We start from the raw sequence: 17,221 nt of genomic DNA, 5'->3' as shown, positions 1-17,221 counted from the left end.
TTATTACAGGCTACGTGAAACTTCGACGACTTCATAAACTTCAATTTGGTCGCCTTCTTTCACATCATTGTAGTTCTTCACGCCGATACCACATTCCATGCCGTTACGGACTTCTTGGACGTCGTCTTTAAAGCGGCGTAAAGACTCGAGCTCACCTTCGTAAATCACCACGTTGTCACGCAATACACGGATAGGTGCTGAGCGTTTAACCACACCCTCGGTCACCATACAACCCGCGATTGCACCGATTTTCGGTGACTTGAACACGTCACGAACTTCGGCAAGACCGATGATTTCTTGCTTGAACTCTGGAGCCAACATGCCTGACATCGCTTGCTTAACTTCGTCGATCAAGTCGTAGATAACGCTGTAATAGCGCAAATCAACGTTCTCTTGTTCTACCAGTTTTTTCGCAGCAACTTCAGCACGGACGTTAAAGCCCACCACGATAGCGTTCGAGGCACTTGCTAAGGCCACGTCAGTCTCGGTGATACCACCAACACCGCTACCAATGATGTTAACTTTCACTTCGTCAGTCGACAGTTTCACCAGCGAGTCAGAAATGGCTTCTAGCGAGCCTTGAACATCCGATTTCAAAACAATGTTCAGTTCCGCCACCTCGCCTTCTTCCATGTTCGCAAACATGTTTTCAAGCTTGGCTTTCTGTTGTTTCGCTAATTTCACATCACGGTATTTACCTTGACGGTAGTTTGCCACTTCACGCGCTTTACGCTCGTCTTTCACGACCGTCGCTTCATCGCCAGCGGCCGGAACACCGGACAGACCCAAGATTTCTACTGGGATCGATGGACCCGCTGATTCAATTTCGCGGCCAACTTCGTCACGCATGGCACGGATGCGACCGTATTCCAAACCACAGAGCACGATATCGCCTTTGTTCAAGGTGCCGCGTTGAACCAAGATTGTTGCGACTGGGCCGCGACCACGGTCTAGCCGTGATTCGATCACGATACCTTGCGCCATACCGGTTTTCACTGCTTTCAAATCGAGCAATTCAGATTGCAGCAAAATACCTTCTAGCAATGCATCAATACCTTGACCGCTGTGCGCGGAGACCGGAATAAATTGGGTATCTCCACCCCACTCTTCTGGAATCACGTCATGCTGGGCCAATTCATTTTTAACCCGATCAGGATCCGCTTCTTCTTTATCCATTTTGTTGATGGCAACGACAATCGGCACGCCCGCTGCTTTCGCATGCTGGATAGCTTCTTTCGTTTGTGGCATCACACCATCATCAGCAGCAACCACCAAGATAACAACATCGGTAGCGCCGGCGCCACGGGCTCGCATCGAGGTAAACGCCGCGTGTCCAGGCGTATCCAAGAAGGTGATCATGCCGTGCCCTGTCTCTACATGGTAGGCACCGATATGCTGGGTAATACCGCCAGCCTCGCCAGAGGCGACCTTGGCTTTACGGATATAATCCAACAATGAGGTTTTACCATGGTCAACGTGGCCCATAACAGTCACCACTGGAGCTCGAGCAACGGCTTCGCCTTCTTCACCGCGATCCGCCAACACTTCTTCTTCTAGCGCGTTGTCTTTCACCACCACCGGCTTGTGACCCATTTCCTCGACCACCAGGGCTGCGGTATCTTGGTCCAAGATTTGGTTAATGGTGACCATTTCACCCATTTTCATCATGGTTTTAATTAGGTCACCGGCTTTTACCGCCATGCGGTTAGCCAATTCACCCACAGTAATGGTTTCACCAATCTTAACTTCACGTTCTACTGGCGCTGCAGGCTTATTAAAGCCTTGCTGTAGTGTTGATGGACGACGACCGCCCTTACGGCGCTTCTCGCGACGTGGTGCTTCATCGCGTTCATCATCTTTACGACGACGCTTTTTACTGCGTCGACGACTGCGATTTTCTTCATCACGGTCTTGCGCTTCTTCCGCTTCTTGAGCCGTTGAAGAGGTAGTGAAGTGAACGTCTTCTTCTTCACGTTGCTTGCGTTGCTGCTCTTCTTCTTCCCAACGCTTGGCATTTTCCTCAGCAAGTTTACGGGCTTCTTCTGCCTGCTTCTCCGCTTCTGCCTCAGCCTTCTTACGCGCTTCTTCTTCCTGTTGACGCTTCAGACGTTCGGCTTCCGCTTTCGCTTCATCCGCTTTTTTGCGTTCTTCAGGGGTCATCGCCGCACGTTTTTCGGCTTCCGCTTTCTGCCGCGCCTTTTCTTTCTCTTTACGCGACTTCTCTTCTTTCTCTTTTTCAGCTTTGGCTTTCGCTTCAGCTTTTTTACGAGCTTCTTCGGCTTTTGCCTTTTCTTCTGCTAAGCGTTTAGCCTCTGCCGCTTCCTGCTCTTTCTGCAGGCGCTCTTGTTCTTCACGCTCTTGCTCTTCTTGCGGGTTGCGCTTCACGTAAGTCCGCTTCTTCCGAACTTCGACCTGAACCGCTTTCGAACGACCTTGGCCGCCCCCGCCTAAGCTTAAGGTGCTTTTGGTTTTACGCTTGAGGGTCATTTTACTCGGCTCAGCACTGCCTTCACCGCCATGCTGCTTGTTCAAATGCGCCAAAAGCTTTTGCTTTTCATCCTCTGTTACTGCGTCGCCTGCCGTTTTCTTAATTCCGGCTTCGGCAAATTGCTGTACCAGACGATCAACCGTTGTACCGACGTCTTTTGCCAGTTTATCTAGCGTTACTTCTTCCATAGTCTGTTGTACCTCCGCTGATCGCTTTACTGTTCTTCACTGAACCAGCAAATGTTGCGCGCTTTCATGATCAAGTCGCCCGCTTGTTGCTCGTTCAATTGCTCGATATCGGCAAGATCGTCGATACCCTGTTCTGCCAGGTCTTCCAAGGTAACAATACCCTTGCTTGCCAATATATAGGCCAGATGACGATCCATTCCTTCGAGATTCAGTAGCGTTTCATCTGGTTCAGCCGACTCTAAAGATTCTTCATCAGCCAGGGCTTTGGTCGTCAAGTAAGCTTTCGCTCGACTCCGCAGCTCCTCTACAATATCTTCATCCATGCCGTCGATTTCTAAGAGCTCAGAAACTGGCACGTAGGCCACTTCTTCCAACGACGAGAAACCTTCATCAACAAGCACTAAGGCAAAGTCCTCATCAATGCCTAATGATTCGATGAACAAGTTTGCTAAGCGTTGTGTTTCTTCTTCGTTTTTGCTGGCAAAGTCTTCAACGGTCATTACGTTCAAGCTCCAGCCAGTTAACTGACTCGCCAAGCGTACGTTTTGTCCGCTCTTACCAATCGCTTGCGCCAAATTCCCTTCTTCGACAGCAACGTCCATAGTGTGCGCATCTTCATCAACAACAATCGATGATACTTCCGCTGGAGCCATGGCGTTAATCACGAATTGTGCTGGGTTATCATCCCACAACACAATATCAACGCGCTCGCCGCCCAGTTCTCCCGATACGGCTTGCACTCGCGCACCACGCATACCTACGCACGCACCCACGGGGTCAATACGGCGGTCATTACTTTTCACTGCAATTTTCGCGCGTGAACCTGGGTCGCGTGCGGCGCCACGAATTTCAATCATTTCTTCGCCAATTTCTGGCACTTCAATGCGGAACAATTCAATCAAGAATTCCGGCCGTGTACGGCTAACAAATAGCTGAGCACCGCGAGCTTCTGGACGGACGTCGTAAAGCAAACCACGAACTCGGTCACCGGGTCGAACCGATTCCCGCGGCAACATTTCTTCGCGGTAAATAATCGCTTCCGCGTTGTTACCTAAATCAAGGATTACGTGTTCACGGTTGGCACGCTTAACAATACCGCTAACCAATTCGCCGACTTGCTCTTTATATGCATCAACAATCTGCGCACGTTCCGCTTCGCGGACTTTCTGCACAATCACTTGCTTTGCGGTTTGGGTAGTAATACGGTCGAATTCAATCGATTCGATCTGCTCTTCAATATAATCACCCAAACCGATGCTTGGATCTTCGTACTGGGCTGCTTCCAGACCGATTTCACGGAACGGGTGTTCTAAACCTTCGCCGGTATCTTCTACCACTAACCAACGACGGAAAGTGTCGAACTCGCCGGAAGTACGGTCAATTTCGATACGAACATCGATGTCGCCCTCATACTTCTTTTTCGTTGCATGAGCCAACGCTGATTCCAGCGCTTCAAAAATTTTTTCCCGCGGCACCGCTTTCTCGTTAGAAACCGCTTCTGCTACTAACAGTATTTCTTTATTCATGAGTATGTTGCCTCGCCAACGAAATCCTTAATCAAAGCTTGGAACCAGTTGAGCTTTCTTCACATCAGACATGCTCACCTGCAATGTTTCGCCATCAACTGCTAGGGTTAGTTGTTGTTCATCAACCGCTACCAATTGGGCCTTAAATTTGCGCTTATTGTTGCGCGCCGCAAGAAGCTCAAACGCCACCGTTTCGCCAACATAATCTTGCATCTGTTGCGCTTGAAAGAATGGACGCTCCATGCCGGGTGACGATACTTCTAAGTAGTATTCGCTAGAAATCGGATCTTCCACGTCCAACAGTGCACTCACTTGGTGACTGACATCAGCGCAATCGTCCACGCTAATACCGTTGGGGCTATCAATATACACCCGCAATGTTGAATGTTTTCCTGCACGCACGAACTCAACTCCCCACAACTCGAAGTCTAAGGCTTCGACGGCGGGCCGGATCATGTCGGTCAATCGATCTTCTATACGAGCCAAATATCATCTCCTAAAAACGAAAAAAGGGCGTAAACGCCCAGTGTTAAGGCCACTCCGTAGGGTGGCTTAGGTCACATAGTAAAAAGCCCCGAGCTAAAGCGGGGCTTTCTAAACACTGGACCCTTTGTCGTTATTCTAGTCGAGCTTAACTCGACAAGCGACTAGAATAATTGGTTGCGGGGGCCGGATTTGAACCGACGACCTTCGGGTTATGAGCCCGACGAGCTACCAGACTGCTCCACCCCGCGCCCGAAACTTGCCAAGTATTATAAGGTTTTCTCTTGAATTTTCAACCAGTAAAACCACTTCTGGCGAAACAATTTTGGTGCAGAAGGCGGGACTTGAACCCGCACGCCCGTTAGAGCACTACCCCCTCAAGATAGCGTGTCTACCAATTCCACCACTTCTGCGAAAAACGTTACTCTGCTGGCGGCACGTCGCCTTGCGGCTGTGGTTGCTCAGCTTCACCTGCTGGCGGCATTTGCTCAGCGGGCTGTTGTTCTGCGGCTGGCTGTTCTGACTGCTGTTGCGCCGGTGCAGATAAATCAGAGAAATCTGTCATATCGCTGTCATGCGAAGTCGCCATATTGCCCAACACCAAACTTAGCACAAAGAACAATACGGCTAGCACAGCAGTACTGCGAGTCAGGAAGTTACCTGAACCAGAAGAACCAAACACGGTGTTTGATGCGCCCGAGCCAAAAGAGGCTCCCATGTCCGCACCCTTACCTTGTTGAATTAACACCAAGCCGATCAGTGCCAATGCAACAATCAAAAACGTAATCATTAAAAATTCGTACATACTATTTCCCTCTAGCAGCCTGACAAATCGCGATAAAAGCATCAGGCTTTAAGCTGGCGCCACCAATTAACCCACCGTCAATTGATGGTTGCGCAAATAATTGCTCGGCATTATCCGCTTTTACTGAGCCGCCGTAAAGTATCTGCATTTGCTCACCGACGTTAGTATTCAATTCAGTCAGCAGTTGGCGAATAAACTGATGAACCTGTTCCGCTTGCTGTGGCGAAGCGGTTAATCCAGTGCCTATAGCCCAGACCGGTTCATAAGCAACAATCGTATGGCTCAATTGTGTGGCAGTTAACCCCGACAAAGCCTGCTGCAATTGTTGTTTAATCACCGCAAAGGTTTGTTCAGACTCACGTTGCTCGGCATTTTCACCGACACACAACACCGCTTTCAAACCACTACTCGTGACTGCCTGCAACTTATCGGCAACCACTGCATCCGTTTCATGATGCATTTGGCGGCGCTCTGAATGCCCCACCAACACATATTCAACCGCGGCTTCTCGCAACATGTTCACCGAGGTTTCTCCAGTGAAAGCGCCTTCCGCATGTTGCGAAACATCTTGTGCGCCGACTGCCACAGCGTCGTAATAGCAGGCGTCTGCCAACGCTGGAAGTAAAATCGTTGGAGGGCAAACCACAACATTAACGTCTGCGGTCAATTGTTGCTGCTCACGCAGGGCCTCCGCCATTTCGCTAACGAGTTGGCGATTTCCGTTCATTTTCCAATTGGCAATGACCAGTGGCTGACCTGACATTAGCTTCCCTCTTTTACAAAGCGGGCGGAATAGTAGCGAAAGCCCGTGCGATTGACAAGCGACATTTCACCAAATCCTGCTCAGTTGTTCAATTACTCGCCGCTTCGACTTCTGCAGCGATTTGTTGGGCGAAGGCGCGCACCCGTTTTTCGTCTTTGCCCTCAACCATGACCCGAATCAGTGGTTCGGTACCAGACTTGCGCAGCAGCACTCGGCCATCACCAGCCAAGGCCTTTTCCACTTCGCTAACGGCCGACTGAACATTAGACATTTGCAACGGATCGGCATCGCTTTCTAAACGCACATTGATCATTACTTGAGGAAATTTACGAAACTCGCCACACAACGCTTCCAGCGATTTACCATCCCTTTGCATCGCAGCCAACACCTGCAATGCACCGAGAATACCATCACCGGTGGTATGGAAGTCGCGATTAATCAAGTGTCCTGAGTTTTCACCGCCGAGTTGCCAATCCAACTCAACCAATTTCTCAATGACGTAGCGATCGCCCACTTTCGCACGTTGAAACGGAATGCCACGCATTTCGAATGCTTGTTCTAAGGCATAGTTGGTCATCAGGGTACCGACCACACCGCCGCGCAACTGACCCAGTTTTTGCGCGGTTGAAGCCAAAATAAATAGAATATCATCACCATCGATAACGCGTCCGGAGTGGCTGACCATCATAATCCGATCACCGTCACCATCGAGCGCTACGCCAATATCTGCTTTTTCTTTTACGACTTTTTCCTGCAACGCTTTCAAGTGCGTAGCTCCACAGTCTTTATTGATATTCATGCCGTCGGGATTGGTGCCAATTTCGGTCACTCGTGCGCCAAGTTCACGCAGCACACTCGGCGCAATGTGGTAGGTTGCCCCATTGGCACAGTCAACCACAATGTGAAGCCCGTTTAGCGATAAATCGCTGGGGAACGCCCCTTTGCAAAACTCGATATAACGTCCTGCCGCATCACTCACTCGGCTGGCCCGACCCAACTCTTGCGACGACACGCAGGTTAGCGGTTCGTCCAACATTTTTTCAATCTGCAACTCAACGCTATCGGGGAGTTTAAAGCCGTTGGTGGAGAAAAATTTGATGCCGTTGTCTTCGTAAGGATTATGTGAGGCGCTGATCACGATGCCAGCAGCCGTGCGAAAAGTTTTGGTTAAATACGCAATTGCCGGGGTTGGCATTGGCCCTAAAAATTGTACATCAACCCCTGCGGCTGAAAGTCCCGCCTCAAGTGCTGATTCCAACATATACCCTGACACTCGGGTGTCCTTCCCGACCAAGACGCGACGCGTACCACGCTCTGCTAATACGCGTCCTGCCGCCCAGCCTAACTTTACTGCAAAGTCTGGTGTGACCGGAAAAACCCCCACACGACCGCGAATACCATCGGTACCAAAATACTTCCTATCGCTCACAAATATTCTCCCTCTAATGTCGCCGCTACCACTCGCATTGCGTCGACCGTCTCTTTGACATCGTGGACGCGAATTATACGGGCTCCTTTCAAGGCTGCAATAGTTGCACCCGCTAAGCTACCTGACAAGCGTTCATCGACGTCTTTCCCCGTTACATGGCCAATCATCGACTTGCGCGATAACCCAATAAGTAGCGGTTGATTGAGTTCGTGAAACGCTTGTAAGCGTTGTAACATTTGATAATTATGGCGCACACTTTTGCCGAATCCAAAGCCTGGATCCAACCAAATTCGCTGGTTAGCAATTCCTGCGGCTGTACAAGCTTGTAAGCGTTTTTGTAGAAACGCTTTAACATCACAGACGACATCATCATAGCGAGGGTCGTGTTGCATGGTGCGTGGTTCGCCTTGCATATGCATTAGACAAACCTTCGCCGAACTATTAGCCACCGCCTGTAACGCGCCCTCTTGCTGCAACGCACAAACGTCGTTAATCATATCTACGTTACGCGCTACCGCCTCACGCATCACAGCAGCTTTGCTGGTATCTACCGATAAATTTATCGAAAAGCGCGCCTGCAGCGCTTCCAGCACAGGGATAACCCGCTCAATCTCTTGCGCTTCGGCAACCGCCGGCGCCCCCGGGCGAGTCGACTCACCACCAATATCTATCCAGGCGGCGCCCTGTTCGACCATCTCTGCGGCACGATCTATCGCAGCGCTAATATGATGGTGTTGGCCACCATCAGAAAACGAGTCAGGGGTAACATTCAGAATTCCCATCACCTGTAATGGGTGTGATGCTTTGGTCATAGCAATGCTCTCAAACGATGGTTAACTTTCAGCCAATAAAAAGCCCCGAAAACGGGGCTTAATGGATTTTAGCTCGCTGGCGCATCGCCCGGCTTATCAACGTTGACCTGAGCGCTGGTGTTTTCGCTCTTAGCTCCGCCGTCGGCACCGGGTCGGTTACCATTGTCGTCATCTTGCCAGTCTTTTGGACGACGCACCTCGCGCCGATTCATCAGATCGTCAATTTGGTCTGCATCGATAGTTTCATATTTTACCAACGCATCTTTCATTGAATGCAAGATATCAATGTTATCTTCCAGCAACTGTTTCGCGCGCTGATAGTTGCGGTCGATAACGGTCTTAACTTCCTCATCGATCGCACGCGCCGTATCATCTGACATGTGCTTGTGTTGCGCCACTTGCCGCCCTAAGAACACTTCATTCTCTTCTTCGGCGTATAACAATGGTCCCATTTTTTCCGACAGACCCCATTGCGTCACCATTTTTCTCGCAATATCTGTGGCTCGCTCAATATCATTTGACGCGCCAGTGGTGACTTTATCGTTACCGTAGATAATTTGCTCTGCCAAACGGCCACCAAATAAACTCGAAATCATACTTTCTAGGTGTTGTTTGGTATAGCTAACACGGTCTTGCTCTGGCAGGTACATGGTGACACCCAAAGCACGGCCGCGCGGAATGATCGATACTTTGTAGACGGGATCGTGCTCAGGCACCAAACGGCCAACAATGGCGTGACCCGCTTCATGGTATGCGGTCATCGTCTTCTCGTCATCGGTCATGACCATAGAACGGCGCTCGGCACCCATCATGATCTTATCTTTGGCTTTGTCGAACTCCTCCATTGATACCACCCGCTTGTTGCCACGCGCGGCAAACAATGCTGCCTCGTTCACCAAGTTCGCCAAGTCTGCACCAGAAAAACCTGGTGTACCTCGGGCTATCACTGCTGCATTGACATCATCACCCAAAGGCACTTTTTTCATGTGCACTTTAAGGATTTGCTCACGCCCACGAACGTCAGGTAAACCGACCACGACTTGGCGGTCAAAACGTCCAGGGCGCAATAACGCAGGGTCTAACACGTCTGGGCGGTTGGTCGCCGCCATCACGATGATCCCTTCATTACCCTCAAAACCGTCCATCTCAACCAGCATTTGGTTTAGGGTTTGCTCACGTTCATCGTGACCACCGCCAAGACCAGCGCCGCGCTGGCGACCGACAGCATCAATTTCATCAATAAAGATAATGCAAGGTGCTGACTTCTTCGCTTGCTCAAACATGTCGCGTACACGTGACGCACCCACACCGACAAACATTTCTACGAAATCAGAACCAGAAATGGTGAAAAATGGCACTTTGGCTTCACCGGCAATGGCTTTTGCCAATAAGGTCTTACCTGTACCTGGAGGACCGACCATTAATACCCCTTTCGGGATCTTTCCGCCTAAGCGTTGGAAGCGTGATGGATCGCGCAAATAGTCGACTAACTCAGTGACTTCTTCTTTCGCTTCATCACAACCGGCGACATCAGCGAAGGTCGTCTTAATTTGGTCTTCACTCATCAGCCGCGCTTTACTCTTGCCAAACGACATAGCGCCACGGCCACCGCCGCCTTGCATCTGGCGCATGAAGAAAATCCATACACCAATCAATAACAGCATGGGGAACCATGAAATAAAGATCGATGTGAGAATGCTTGGCTCTTCTGGTGGAGTGCCCTGCGTTTGCACATCGTTCGATAACAAATCATTTAAGATTTGCGGATCGTATTGGGTGGGGACCACCGTTTTGAATGGTTGTCCGTTACTCATCATTCCGTTGATGGTGCGGCCATCTTCTGCGAAGTCGACACGGCGAACTTTACCGTTGTTAACTTGGCTCACGAACTCACTGTACGCGAGTTGTGACTTCGATGAATCGCTGGGGCTGAAGCTCTGAAATACACTCATCAGCACCACGGCAATGACTAGCCATAAGATGAGATTTTTCGCCATATCGCTCAAAACCTTTTCCTCTGTAAATTAAAATACTACTACTGCGTTACAGGGTACTATAGTTTGTAACCTGTAGCTACCAGGTACACTTCTCTAGAACGCGCTCGAGAGGAGTCCGGTTTTCGGGTTTTTACTTGGGTAAACGCCGCCCGTACATCCTTCAAAAAAGGTTCAAAGCCTTGCCCCTGAAATACTTTGACGACAAAACTGCCGCCAGGTTTCAAAACTTGGTGACACATCTCTAACGCCAGCTCCACAAGGTACATCGAGCGTGGTTGATCGACGTTGTCGTTGCCACTCATATTGGGTGCCATGTCGGACAACACTACATCTACTGTTTTACCGCCAATTCGGGTCAATAAGGCATCCAAAACCGCTTCTTCACGGAAGTCACCTTGCAAGAAATCAACGCCAGCGATTGGGTCCATCGGTAAAATGTCACAAGCAATCACTTGCCCCTTATCGTGAGTAATCTCTCTCGCCAACTGTGACCACCCTCCTGGCGCGGCGCCGAGATCGACCACGGTCATACCCGGTTTGAGCAACTTGTCTTTCGCTTGAAGCTCTTCCAGTTTGAATACAGCCCGCGACCGAAGCCCTTTTTTCTGTGCCTTCTGCACAAAGTGGTCGTCAAAATGTTCTTTTAACCAGCGACGGCTGCTTGCGCTGCGCTTTTTTGCCATTCTAAAGGTAACCTTTTACTAAATCGGAATCACGACTCTGGTGTATAGAGCATAGATGGCGTTAGAATAGCGGAAATTCAAGGCAATTCGGTAGAGAATTTAGCAATATGGCATTAACCAATAAGCAAAAACAGTTTTTAAAGCAGCAGGCGCATAGCCTAAAGCCGGTGGTTTTACTAGGCGCTAACGGTTTAACTGAGGGCGTTATAGCGGAAATTGATGGCGCCCTTGAGCACCACGAATTAATCAAAGTAAAAGTTCCAGAAGAAGACCGTGAGTTACGCAAACAAATTATGCAGACCATTGTTCGCGAAACTCAAGCAGAGGAAGTTCAAGTGATCGGTAAAGTACAAATTTTGTATCGCCCAGCACAAGAACCTAGCCTTAAACTTCCTCGCGGTTAAACTACTCCAGCGCTAAAGCCTGCGCCACTGCGCGCAGTGCTACGCTTAGCGACACCCAGTCATTATTGGCCGAGAAGAACACCTCTAACATTAAATCACGATGTTTTTCGTTACGCTCAGCACCGAGTTCCTCCAGCACTGGGTCGATGACTTGCAACGCCCCCAATAAACGCATGCGACGTTCCCGGTCACCAATTCGAGGTTGCTCACCGAGCTCCTCAAATTCGTCCGGGCGAGGATAATAAAGCCGCTCCCCTGCAGCGAAAAACCAATCTAAGGAAATTCCGTGAATCAGTAGCGCGTGAATAATAATTTGGTATGGAACGGTGCCGCGCCGACGCCAGTTTGCGTAGCGTGTTTCCTTTACTCCCATCCATTGGGTCACATCTTTAATGCGCTTTTTACCAGAAATCAGCTTTAACCGAAAAATACTCTGTTGCAAATTGATGGGTTGAATTGAACGCGTCGGCGCGCGCCGAACATAGGCATGTGTATGGTATACCGTATTGACTTTTTCCATTTTTAATACTCGTCAAATCCGTGACGAAGCAACTATAACACGGTACAAAGGAAACAAAATCGACGATAGAGCAAAAGCGACCGAAACATTTTGAAATATAAAAAAAAGCGGACAAATGTCCGCTTTTATTAAGGAGCTGGGTCAAGCCAAGTGTGTTAAATGTACTCAACATTCACCACTTCATACTCAACTTCACCATTAGGCGTAGTGACGACTGCTACATCGTCAACTTCTTTGCCGATCAACGCTCGGGCAATCGGAGAATTCACCGAAATTAAATTAGACTTAATATCAGCCTCGTCGTCACCGACAATGCGGTATTTTACTTCAGCGTCGTTGCTGGTGTTATACAGCGTCACTGTTGCGCCAAAAATCACTCGGCCGTTATTTGGCATTTTGGTCACATCAATGATTTGCGCATTCGATAATTTCGCTTCAATTTCCTGAATGCGGCCCTCACAGAACCCCTGCTGCTCACGCGCAGCATGATATTCAGCGTTCTCTTTTAAGTCGCCATGTTCACGCGCTTCTGCTATGGCCTGAATAATTCTAGGACGATCTTCTGATTTTAATTTTTTTAACTCGCTGCGGAGCATTTCTGCACCGCGTTCCGTCATCGGAATCTGGTTCATACTAATTTAACCCTTTTATGAAGTTCTTGGACCGAACTCACCCGCGCCCGGTCATCGGCCGTGTTGGCTTTAACCGTCGCAAAAGCGGCATTGAGGGTGGTCGTATAAATCACTTTGTTTAACAACGCTTCGCGGCGAATGTAAACAGAGTCTTCAATAGACTGACGACCCTCAACAGTATTGATGATATAGCTATACTCACCATTTTTGATAGCATCAACAATATTCGGTCGACCTTCTTGTAACTTATTAACCACGGTGCAATCGATATTCTCTTCACGTAGCATTTTTGCCGTGCCACGCGTTGCTTCTAATTTAAACCCTAGCGCAATTAAGCCGCGGGCTAAATCCATCAACCGAGATTTATCGCTATTTTTAACCGAAATTAACGCTTTGCCCGACTTCGCTAACGCTTCACCGGCACCGAGGTTGGCCTTCGCGTAAGCTTCCTCGAAACTTTCGCCGACCCCCATCACCTCACCTGTCGAGCGCATTTCTGGACCGCGAATAGGGTCAACGCCTTGGAACTTGGCAAATGGAATGACCACTTCTTTTACTGAGTAATAAGGTGGAATAATTTCTTTCACATAGCCTTGTTGTTCCAAGCTTTGGCCGACCATAACTCGAGCGGCAACCTTAGCCAATGGCACACCGGTAGCTTTTGACACAAAAGGTACTGTACGCGCCGCACGTGGGTTCACCTCAATCAGATAAATGTCTTCGCCTTTAACCGCAAACTGTGCGTTCATCAAACCATTAACATTTAGCTCAAACGCTAACTTTTGCATTTGTTCGCGTAACTGATTTTGAATGGTATCAGGCAGTGAATATGGCGGTAACGAACAGGCGGAATCGCCTGAATGCACACCCGCCTCTTCGATATGCTGCATGATGCCGCCGATCAGTACATTCTGACCATCACAAACAGCGTCGACGTCAACCTCAATTGCATTATCTAAGAACCGGTCTAACAGCACTGGCGCATCGTTTGACACACTCACCGCGTCGTTAAGGTAACGGCGCAAGTCGGCTTCGTCGTAAACAATTTCCATTGCCCGACCACCCAGTACATAAGAGGGGCGAACCACTAGCGGGTAACCAATACGCTTGGCCTCAGTAACCGCACTGGTAATGTTAGTCACTGTCGCATTTTCTGGTTGCTTCAAGCCTAACCGTTTAACCGCGCTTTGGAACCGCTCACGGTCTTCCGAGCGATCGATCGCATCCGGCGATGTGCCGATAATGGGGACGCCGTTCGCTTCTAACTCGCGCGCCAGTTTCAATGGCGTTTGGCCACCATACTGAACAATCACTCCCACCGGCTTCTCGAGTCGAACAATTTCAATCACGTCTTCTAAGGTGATGGGCTCAAAGTAGAGTCGGTCAGAGGTGTCGTAGTCGGTCGATACCGTTTCCGGATTACAATTGACCATGATGGTTTCGTAACCGTCTTCTCGCAAGGCTAACGCCGCGTGTACGCAACAATAGTCGAATTCGATACCTTGGCCAATACGGTTAGGGCCACCGCCAATAACCATGATTTTTTCTTTATCTGACGGTGCTGCTTCACACTCTTCGTCGTAGGTCGAATACATGTAAGCCGTGCCAGAAGCAAATTCTGCCGCACAAGTATCCACCCGTTTGTACACCGGTGTAACACCCAGCTTATGACGCTTCTTCCGCACTTCTTTCTCGCTAACCGAGAGCAGATCGGCAATCCGCTTATCCGCAAATCCACGTCGTTTAAGTGCGAACAGCGTGTCTTTGTTCAAACCGGACAGACCGATTTGGCCAAGCTCTTGTTCCGCTTCGACCAGTTCAGCAATTTGCATCAAGTACCATTCATCGATGCGGGTAAGCTCAAACACTTCGCGCACTGACATACCTAAGCGGAAAGCATCGGCGATGTACCAAATACGCTCGGCTCCCGGCTCTTTGAGCTCGCGGATAACCCGTGAGCGGGCTTCCTCTGGGTCACTCATATCAACGATAGGATCAAACCCTGTAGCCCCTAACTCTAAGCCACGTAGCGCCTTTTGCATTGATTCTTGGAAGTTACGGCCAATCGCCATAACCTCACCCACCGACTTCATCTGCGTGGTCAAGCGATCATTACAGCCGGCAAACTTTTCAAAGTTGAACCGTGGAATTTTGGTAACCACATAATCCAATGCAGGTTCGAACGATGCTGGCGTGACGCCACCCGTAATTTCATTTTCGAGTTCGTCAAGGGTGTAACCGACAGCGAGTTTAGCGGCAACTTTTGCAATCGGGAATCCGGTCGCCTTAGAAGCCAGCGCAGAAGAACGTGACACCCGTGGGTTCATTTCAATCACGACGACTCGGCCAGTATCTGGGTTGACCCCAAACTGTACGTTAGAGCCGCCGGTTTCCACGCCAATCTCCCGCAATACCGCCATCGCTGAGTCGCGCATCAATTGGTATTCTTTATCGGTCAAGGTTTGCGCCGGCGCAACAGTGATGGAGTCACCGGTATGAATTCCCATAGCATCGAAGTTCTCAATCGCACAAACGATAATACAGTTATCGTTCTTATCGCGAACCACTTCCATTTCGTATTCTTTCCAACCCAACAACGATTCATCAATCAACAATTCGTTGGTTGGCGATAGGTCCAAACCACGCTTACAAATTTCTTCAAACTCTTCGCGGTTGTAGGCGATACCACCACCGCTTCCGCCCATCGTGAAAGACGGTCGGATAATACAAGGGAAGCCTAGCCGCTCGAGCACATCGAATGCTTCATCCATGCTGTGCGCAAGTTCTGCATTAGGCGTTTCCAAGCCGATGGCTTTCATCGCTTTATCGAAACGATCGCGGTTTTCTGCCTTATCAATGGCGTCGGCGTTAGCACCAATCATTTCCACATTGAAGCGTGACAACACCCCATGGCGGTCTAAATCCAAAGCACAGTTGAGTGCGGTTTGGCCACCCATGGTCGGTAAGATCGCGTCGGGACGCTCCAGCTCGATAATTTTCTCCACCACTTCCCAATGAATGGGTTCAATGTAAGTGGCATCGGCCATTTCCGGGTCAGTCATAATGGTCGCTGGATTAGAGTTAACCAGAATCACCCGGTAGCCTTCTTCGCGCAGCGCTTTACAAGCTTGAGCTCCAGAGTAGTCAAACTCACAAGCCTGACCGATAACGATGGGTCCAGCGCCGAGAATTAGAATACTTTTTATATCAGTACGTTTTGGCATAGTGTGCTTCGTCTCTTACCTGCTGCGTGAATTACTGGCGTGCTTCAATCAATTCAATAAAATGGTCAAACAATGGCGCGGCATCATGTGGTCCCGGACTCGCCTCTGGGTGACCTTGGAAACTGAATGCTGGAATATCTTTGCGCTGAATACCTTGCAAGGTGCCGTCGAATAACGACACATGGGTCACTTCCAAAGTATCCGGTAGCGATGATTCGTCGACGGCAAAGCCGTGGTTTTGACTGGTGATCATCACTGTACCGCGGGCGATGTCTTTCACTGGATGGTTGGCACCGTGATGACCGAACTTCATCTTCATTGTGCGTGCACCACTCGCCAGTGCTAACAACTGGTGTCCTAAGCATATACCGAATATCGGAATATCTTTGTCCATCAACGTTTTGATGGCTTTAATTGCATAGTCGCAAGGCTCAGGATCACCGGGCCCATTCGATAAGAAAATCCCATCAGGTTTAAGCGCCAACACCTCTTCGGCAGAGGTTTGCGCCGGCACTAAGGTAACCCGACAGCCACGGTCCACTAACATCCGCAAAATATTACGCTTTATCCCGTAGTCGTATGCGACCACATGGTAAGGCAACTGTGATGGAGTGACAAAACCTTGCCCTAACTGCCAACTTCCTTCGGCCCACTGTTGCTGCTCTTTCACGCACACCACTTTGGCCAAGTCCATACCTTGTAACCCAGGAAATTTTTGCGCCGCTGCGAGTGTCTGTTGCTCATCAATATCACCCGCCATAATGCAGCCATTTTGGGCACCTTTTTCACGCAGAATTCGGGTGAGTTTACGGGTGTCGATATCGGCAATTCCGACAATGTTGTGTTCAATTAGATAGTCAGAGAGCGACTTCTGATTGCGAAAATTGCTGGCAATCATCGCGTTATCACGGATAACTAAACCTTTTGCACAAACTTTGTCAGATTCGACGTCTTCGTCGTTAGTGCCGGTATTGCCAATGTGGGGATAAGTTAGGGTAACAATTTGTTCAGTGTAGGAAGGGTCAGTTAATATTTCTTGATAGCCGGTCATTGCAGTGTTGAAAACCACTTCGCCGACCGCGGAGCCGAGAGCTCCAATCGCTGTTCCGCGAAAAACAGTACCATCGGCTAGTACCAGTATCGCTTGCTTAGCGGATGGACTCGCTAAAATACTCAAGGGCAACCTCCGTACATAAAAAAACGGGCGAATCAAACAATTGAGTTCCCCGTTTAACGTTCTGAAGAGCACTTTTCCAGCGTTAACACT

Annotated in this window: 14 protein-coding genes and 2 tRNA genes; 1 reads left to right on the top strand and 15 read right to left on the bottom strand. The window is 49.4% G+C overall.

Features of this window, described 5'->3' with window-relative positions:
- Positions 1-3 precede the first annotated feature (3 nt).
- The 11 genes from infB to rlmE form a co-directional block, all read right to left on the bottom strand.
- Positions 4-2,676, bottom strand: coding sequence for a translation initiation factor IF-2 (gene infB, locus CWI84_RS05060; protein ID WP_126841493.1), 2,673 nt, complete (start codon positions 2,674-2,676; stop codon positions 4-6).
- 26 nt (positions 2,677-2,702) lie between these two features.
- Complete coding sequence (nusA, locus tag CWI84_RS05055; RefSeq protein WP_126841492.1) at positions 2,703-4,202, bottom strand: transcription termination factor NusA; 1,500 nt, start codon at positions 4,200-4,202, stop codon at positions 2,703-2,705.
- A gap of 27 nt (positions 4,203-4,229) precedes the next feature.
- A complete protein-coding gene (gene rimP, locus CWI84_RS05050) occupies positions 4,230-4,688 on the bottom strand; it encodes a ribosome maturation factor RimP (protein WP_126841491.1) in 459 nt (152 codons plus the stop codon).
- 171 nt (positions 4,689-4,859) lie between these two features.
- Positions 4,860-4,936, bottom strand: a tRNA-Met gene (locus tag CWI84_RS05045).
- 75 nt (positions 4,937-5,011) lie between these two features.
- Positions 5,012-5,098 (bottom strand) — tRNA-Leu (locus CWI84_RS05040).
- A gap of 8 nt (positions 5,099-5,106) precedes the next feature.
- Positions 5,107-5,490, bottom strand: coding sequence for a preprotein translocase subunit SecG (secG, locus tag CWI84_RS05035; protein ID WP_126841490.1), 384 nt, complete (start codon positions 5,488-5,490; stop codon positions 5,107-5,109).
- Between the two features lies 1 nt (position 5,491).
- Positions 5,492-6,253 (bottom strand): triose-phosphate isomerase, encoded by a 762-nt coding sequence (gene tpiA / locus CWI84_RS05030; RefSeq protein ID WP_126841489.1) that lies wholly within the window; start codon positions 6,251-6,253, stop codon positions 5,492-5,494.
- An 88-nt stretch (positions 6,254-6,341) separates the two neighbouring features.
- The gene (glmM, locus tag CWI84_RS05025; protein ID WP_126841488.1) at positions 6,342-7,682 is read right to left on the bottom strand and encodes a phosphoglucosamine mutase; all 1,341 of its coding nucleotides are present in this window, start codon (positions 7,680-7,682) and stop codon (positions 6,342-6,344) included.
- Positions 7,679-8,494 carry a dihydropteroate synthase gene (gene folP / locus CWI84_RS05020; RefSeq protein WP_126841487.1) on the bottom strand — a complete coding sequence of 272 codons (816 nt, stop codon included), beginning with the start codon at positions 8,492-8,494 and terminating at the stop codon, positions 7,679-7,681. The genes glmM and folP overlap by 4 nt, the downstream gene beginning before the upstream one ends.
- Before the next feature lie 68 nt (positions 8,495-8,562).
- Complete coding sequence (gene ftsH, locus CWI84_RS05015; RefSeq protein ID WP_126841486.1) at positions 8,563-10,500, bottom strand: ATP-dependent zinc metalloprotease FtsH; 1,938 nt, start codon at positions 10,498-10,500, stop codon at positions 8,563-8,565.
- A gap of 47 nt (positions 10,501-10,547) precedes the next feature.
- Positions 10,548-11,174, bottom strand: coding sequence for a 23S rRNA (uridine(2552)-2'-O)-methyltransferase RlmE (gene rlmE / locus CWI84_RS05010; protein ID WP_126841485.1), 627 nt, complete (start codon positions 11,172-11,174; stop codon positions 10,548-10,550).
- Between the two features lie 107 nt (positions 11,175-11,281).
- On the opposite strand from rlmE, the gene yhbY reads away from it, so the two are divergent.
- Positions 11,282-11,578 carry a ribosome assembly RNA-binding protein YhbY gene (gene yhbY / locus CWI84_RS05005; protein ID WP_126841484.1) on the top strand — a complete coding sequence of 99 codons (297 nt, stop codon included), beginning with the start codon at positions 11,282-11,284 and terminating at the stop codon, positions 11,576-11,578.
- Position 11,579: 1 nt separating this feature from the next.
- On the opposite strand, the gene CWI84_RS05000 is transcribed toward yhbY, so the two are convergent.
- The 4 genes from CWI84_RS05000 to carA form a co-directional block, all read right to left on the bottom strand.
- A complete protein-coding gene (locus tag CWI84_RS05000) occupies positions 11,580-12,098 on the bottom strand; it encodes a helix-turn-helix domain-containing protein (protein WP_126841483.1) in 519 nt (172 codons plus the stop codon).
- A 155-nt stretch (positions 12,099-12,253) separates the two neighbouring features.
- Positions 12,254-12,730, bottom strand: coding sequence for a transcription elongation factor GreA (gene greA, locus CWI84_RS04995; protein ID WP_126841482.1), 477 nt, complete (start codon positions 12,728-12,730; stop codon positions 12,254-12,256).
- On the bottom strand, positions 12,727-15,954 hold the full coding sequence (carB, locus tag CWI84_RS04990; RefSeq protein WP_126841481.1) for a carbamoyl-phosphate synthase large subunit: 3,228 nt from the start codon (positions 15,952-15,954) through the stop codon (positions 12,727-12,729). Before carB ends, greA begins: the two co-directional genes overlap by 4 nt.
- Before the next feature lie 31 nt (positions 15,955-15,985).
- Positions 15,986-17,131, bottom strand: a complete 1,146-nt coding sequence (gene carA / locus CWI84_RS04985; protein WP_126841480.1) for a glutamine-hydrolyzing carbamoyl-phosphate synthase small subunit — start codon at positions 17,129-17,131, stop codon at positions 15,986-15,988.
- Between the last annotated feature and the right edge of the window lie 90 nt (positions 17,132-17,221).

This window comes from Idiomarina tyrosinivorans, from assembly GCF_003987475.1.
In the GTDB taxonomy this organism is placed as follows: Bacteria; Pseudomonadota; Gammaproteobacteria; order Enterobacterales; family Alteromonadaceae; genus Idiomarina; species Idiomarina tyrosinivorans.
Note: the sequence above shows the minus strand (reverse complement) of the source record. Positions and strands in the feature narration are given on the sequence as shown.

Bases quoted from the DNA above. Each gene is read 5' to 3' on its own strand.
- infB (WP_126841493.1), bottom strand. From the start codon at position 2,676: ATGGAAGAAGTAACGCTAGATAAACTGGCAAAAGACGTCGGTACAACG.
- nusA (WP_126841492.1), bottom strand. From the start codon at position 4,202: ATGAATAAAGAAATACTGTTAGTAGCAGAAGCGGTTTCTAACGAGAAA.
- secG (WP_126841490.1), bottom strand. From the start codon at position 5,490: ATGTACGAATTTTTAATGATTACGTTTTTGATTGTTGCATTGGCACTG.
- tpiA (WP_126841489.1), bottom strand. From the start codon at position 6,253: ATGTCAGGTCAGCCACTGGTCATTGCCAATTGGAAAATGAACGGAAAT.
- folP (WP_126841487.1), bottom strand. From the start codon at position 8,494: ATGACCAAAGCATCACACCCATTACAGGTGATGGGAATTCTGAATGTT.
- rlmE (WP_126841485.1), bottom strand. From the start codon at position 11,174: ATGGCAAAAAAGCGCAGCGCAAGCAGCCGTCGCTGGTTAAAAGAACAT.
- yhbY (WP_126841484.1), top strand. From the start codon at position 11,282: ATGGCATTAACCAATAAGCAAAAACAGTTTTTAAAGCAGCAGGCGCAT.
- CWI84_RS05000 (WP_126841483.1), bottom strand. From the start codon at position 12,098: ATGGAAAAAGTCAATACGGTATACCATACACATGCCTATGTTCGGCGC.
- greA (WP_126841482.1), bottom strand. From the start codon at position 12,730: ATGAACCAGATTCCGATGACGGAACGCGGTGCAGAAATGCTCCGCAGC.
- carB (WP_126841481.1), bottom strand. From the start codon at position 15,954: ATGCCAAAACGTACTGATATAAAAAGTATTCTAATTCTCGGCGCTGGA.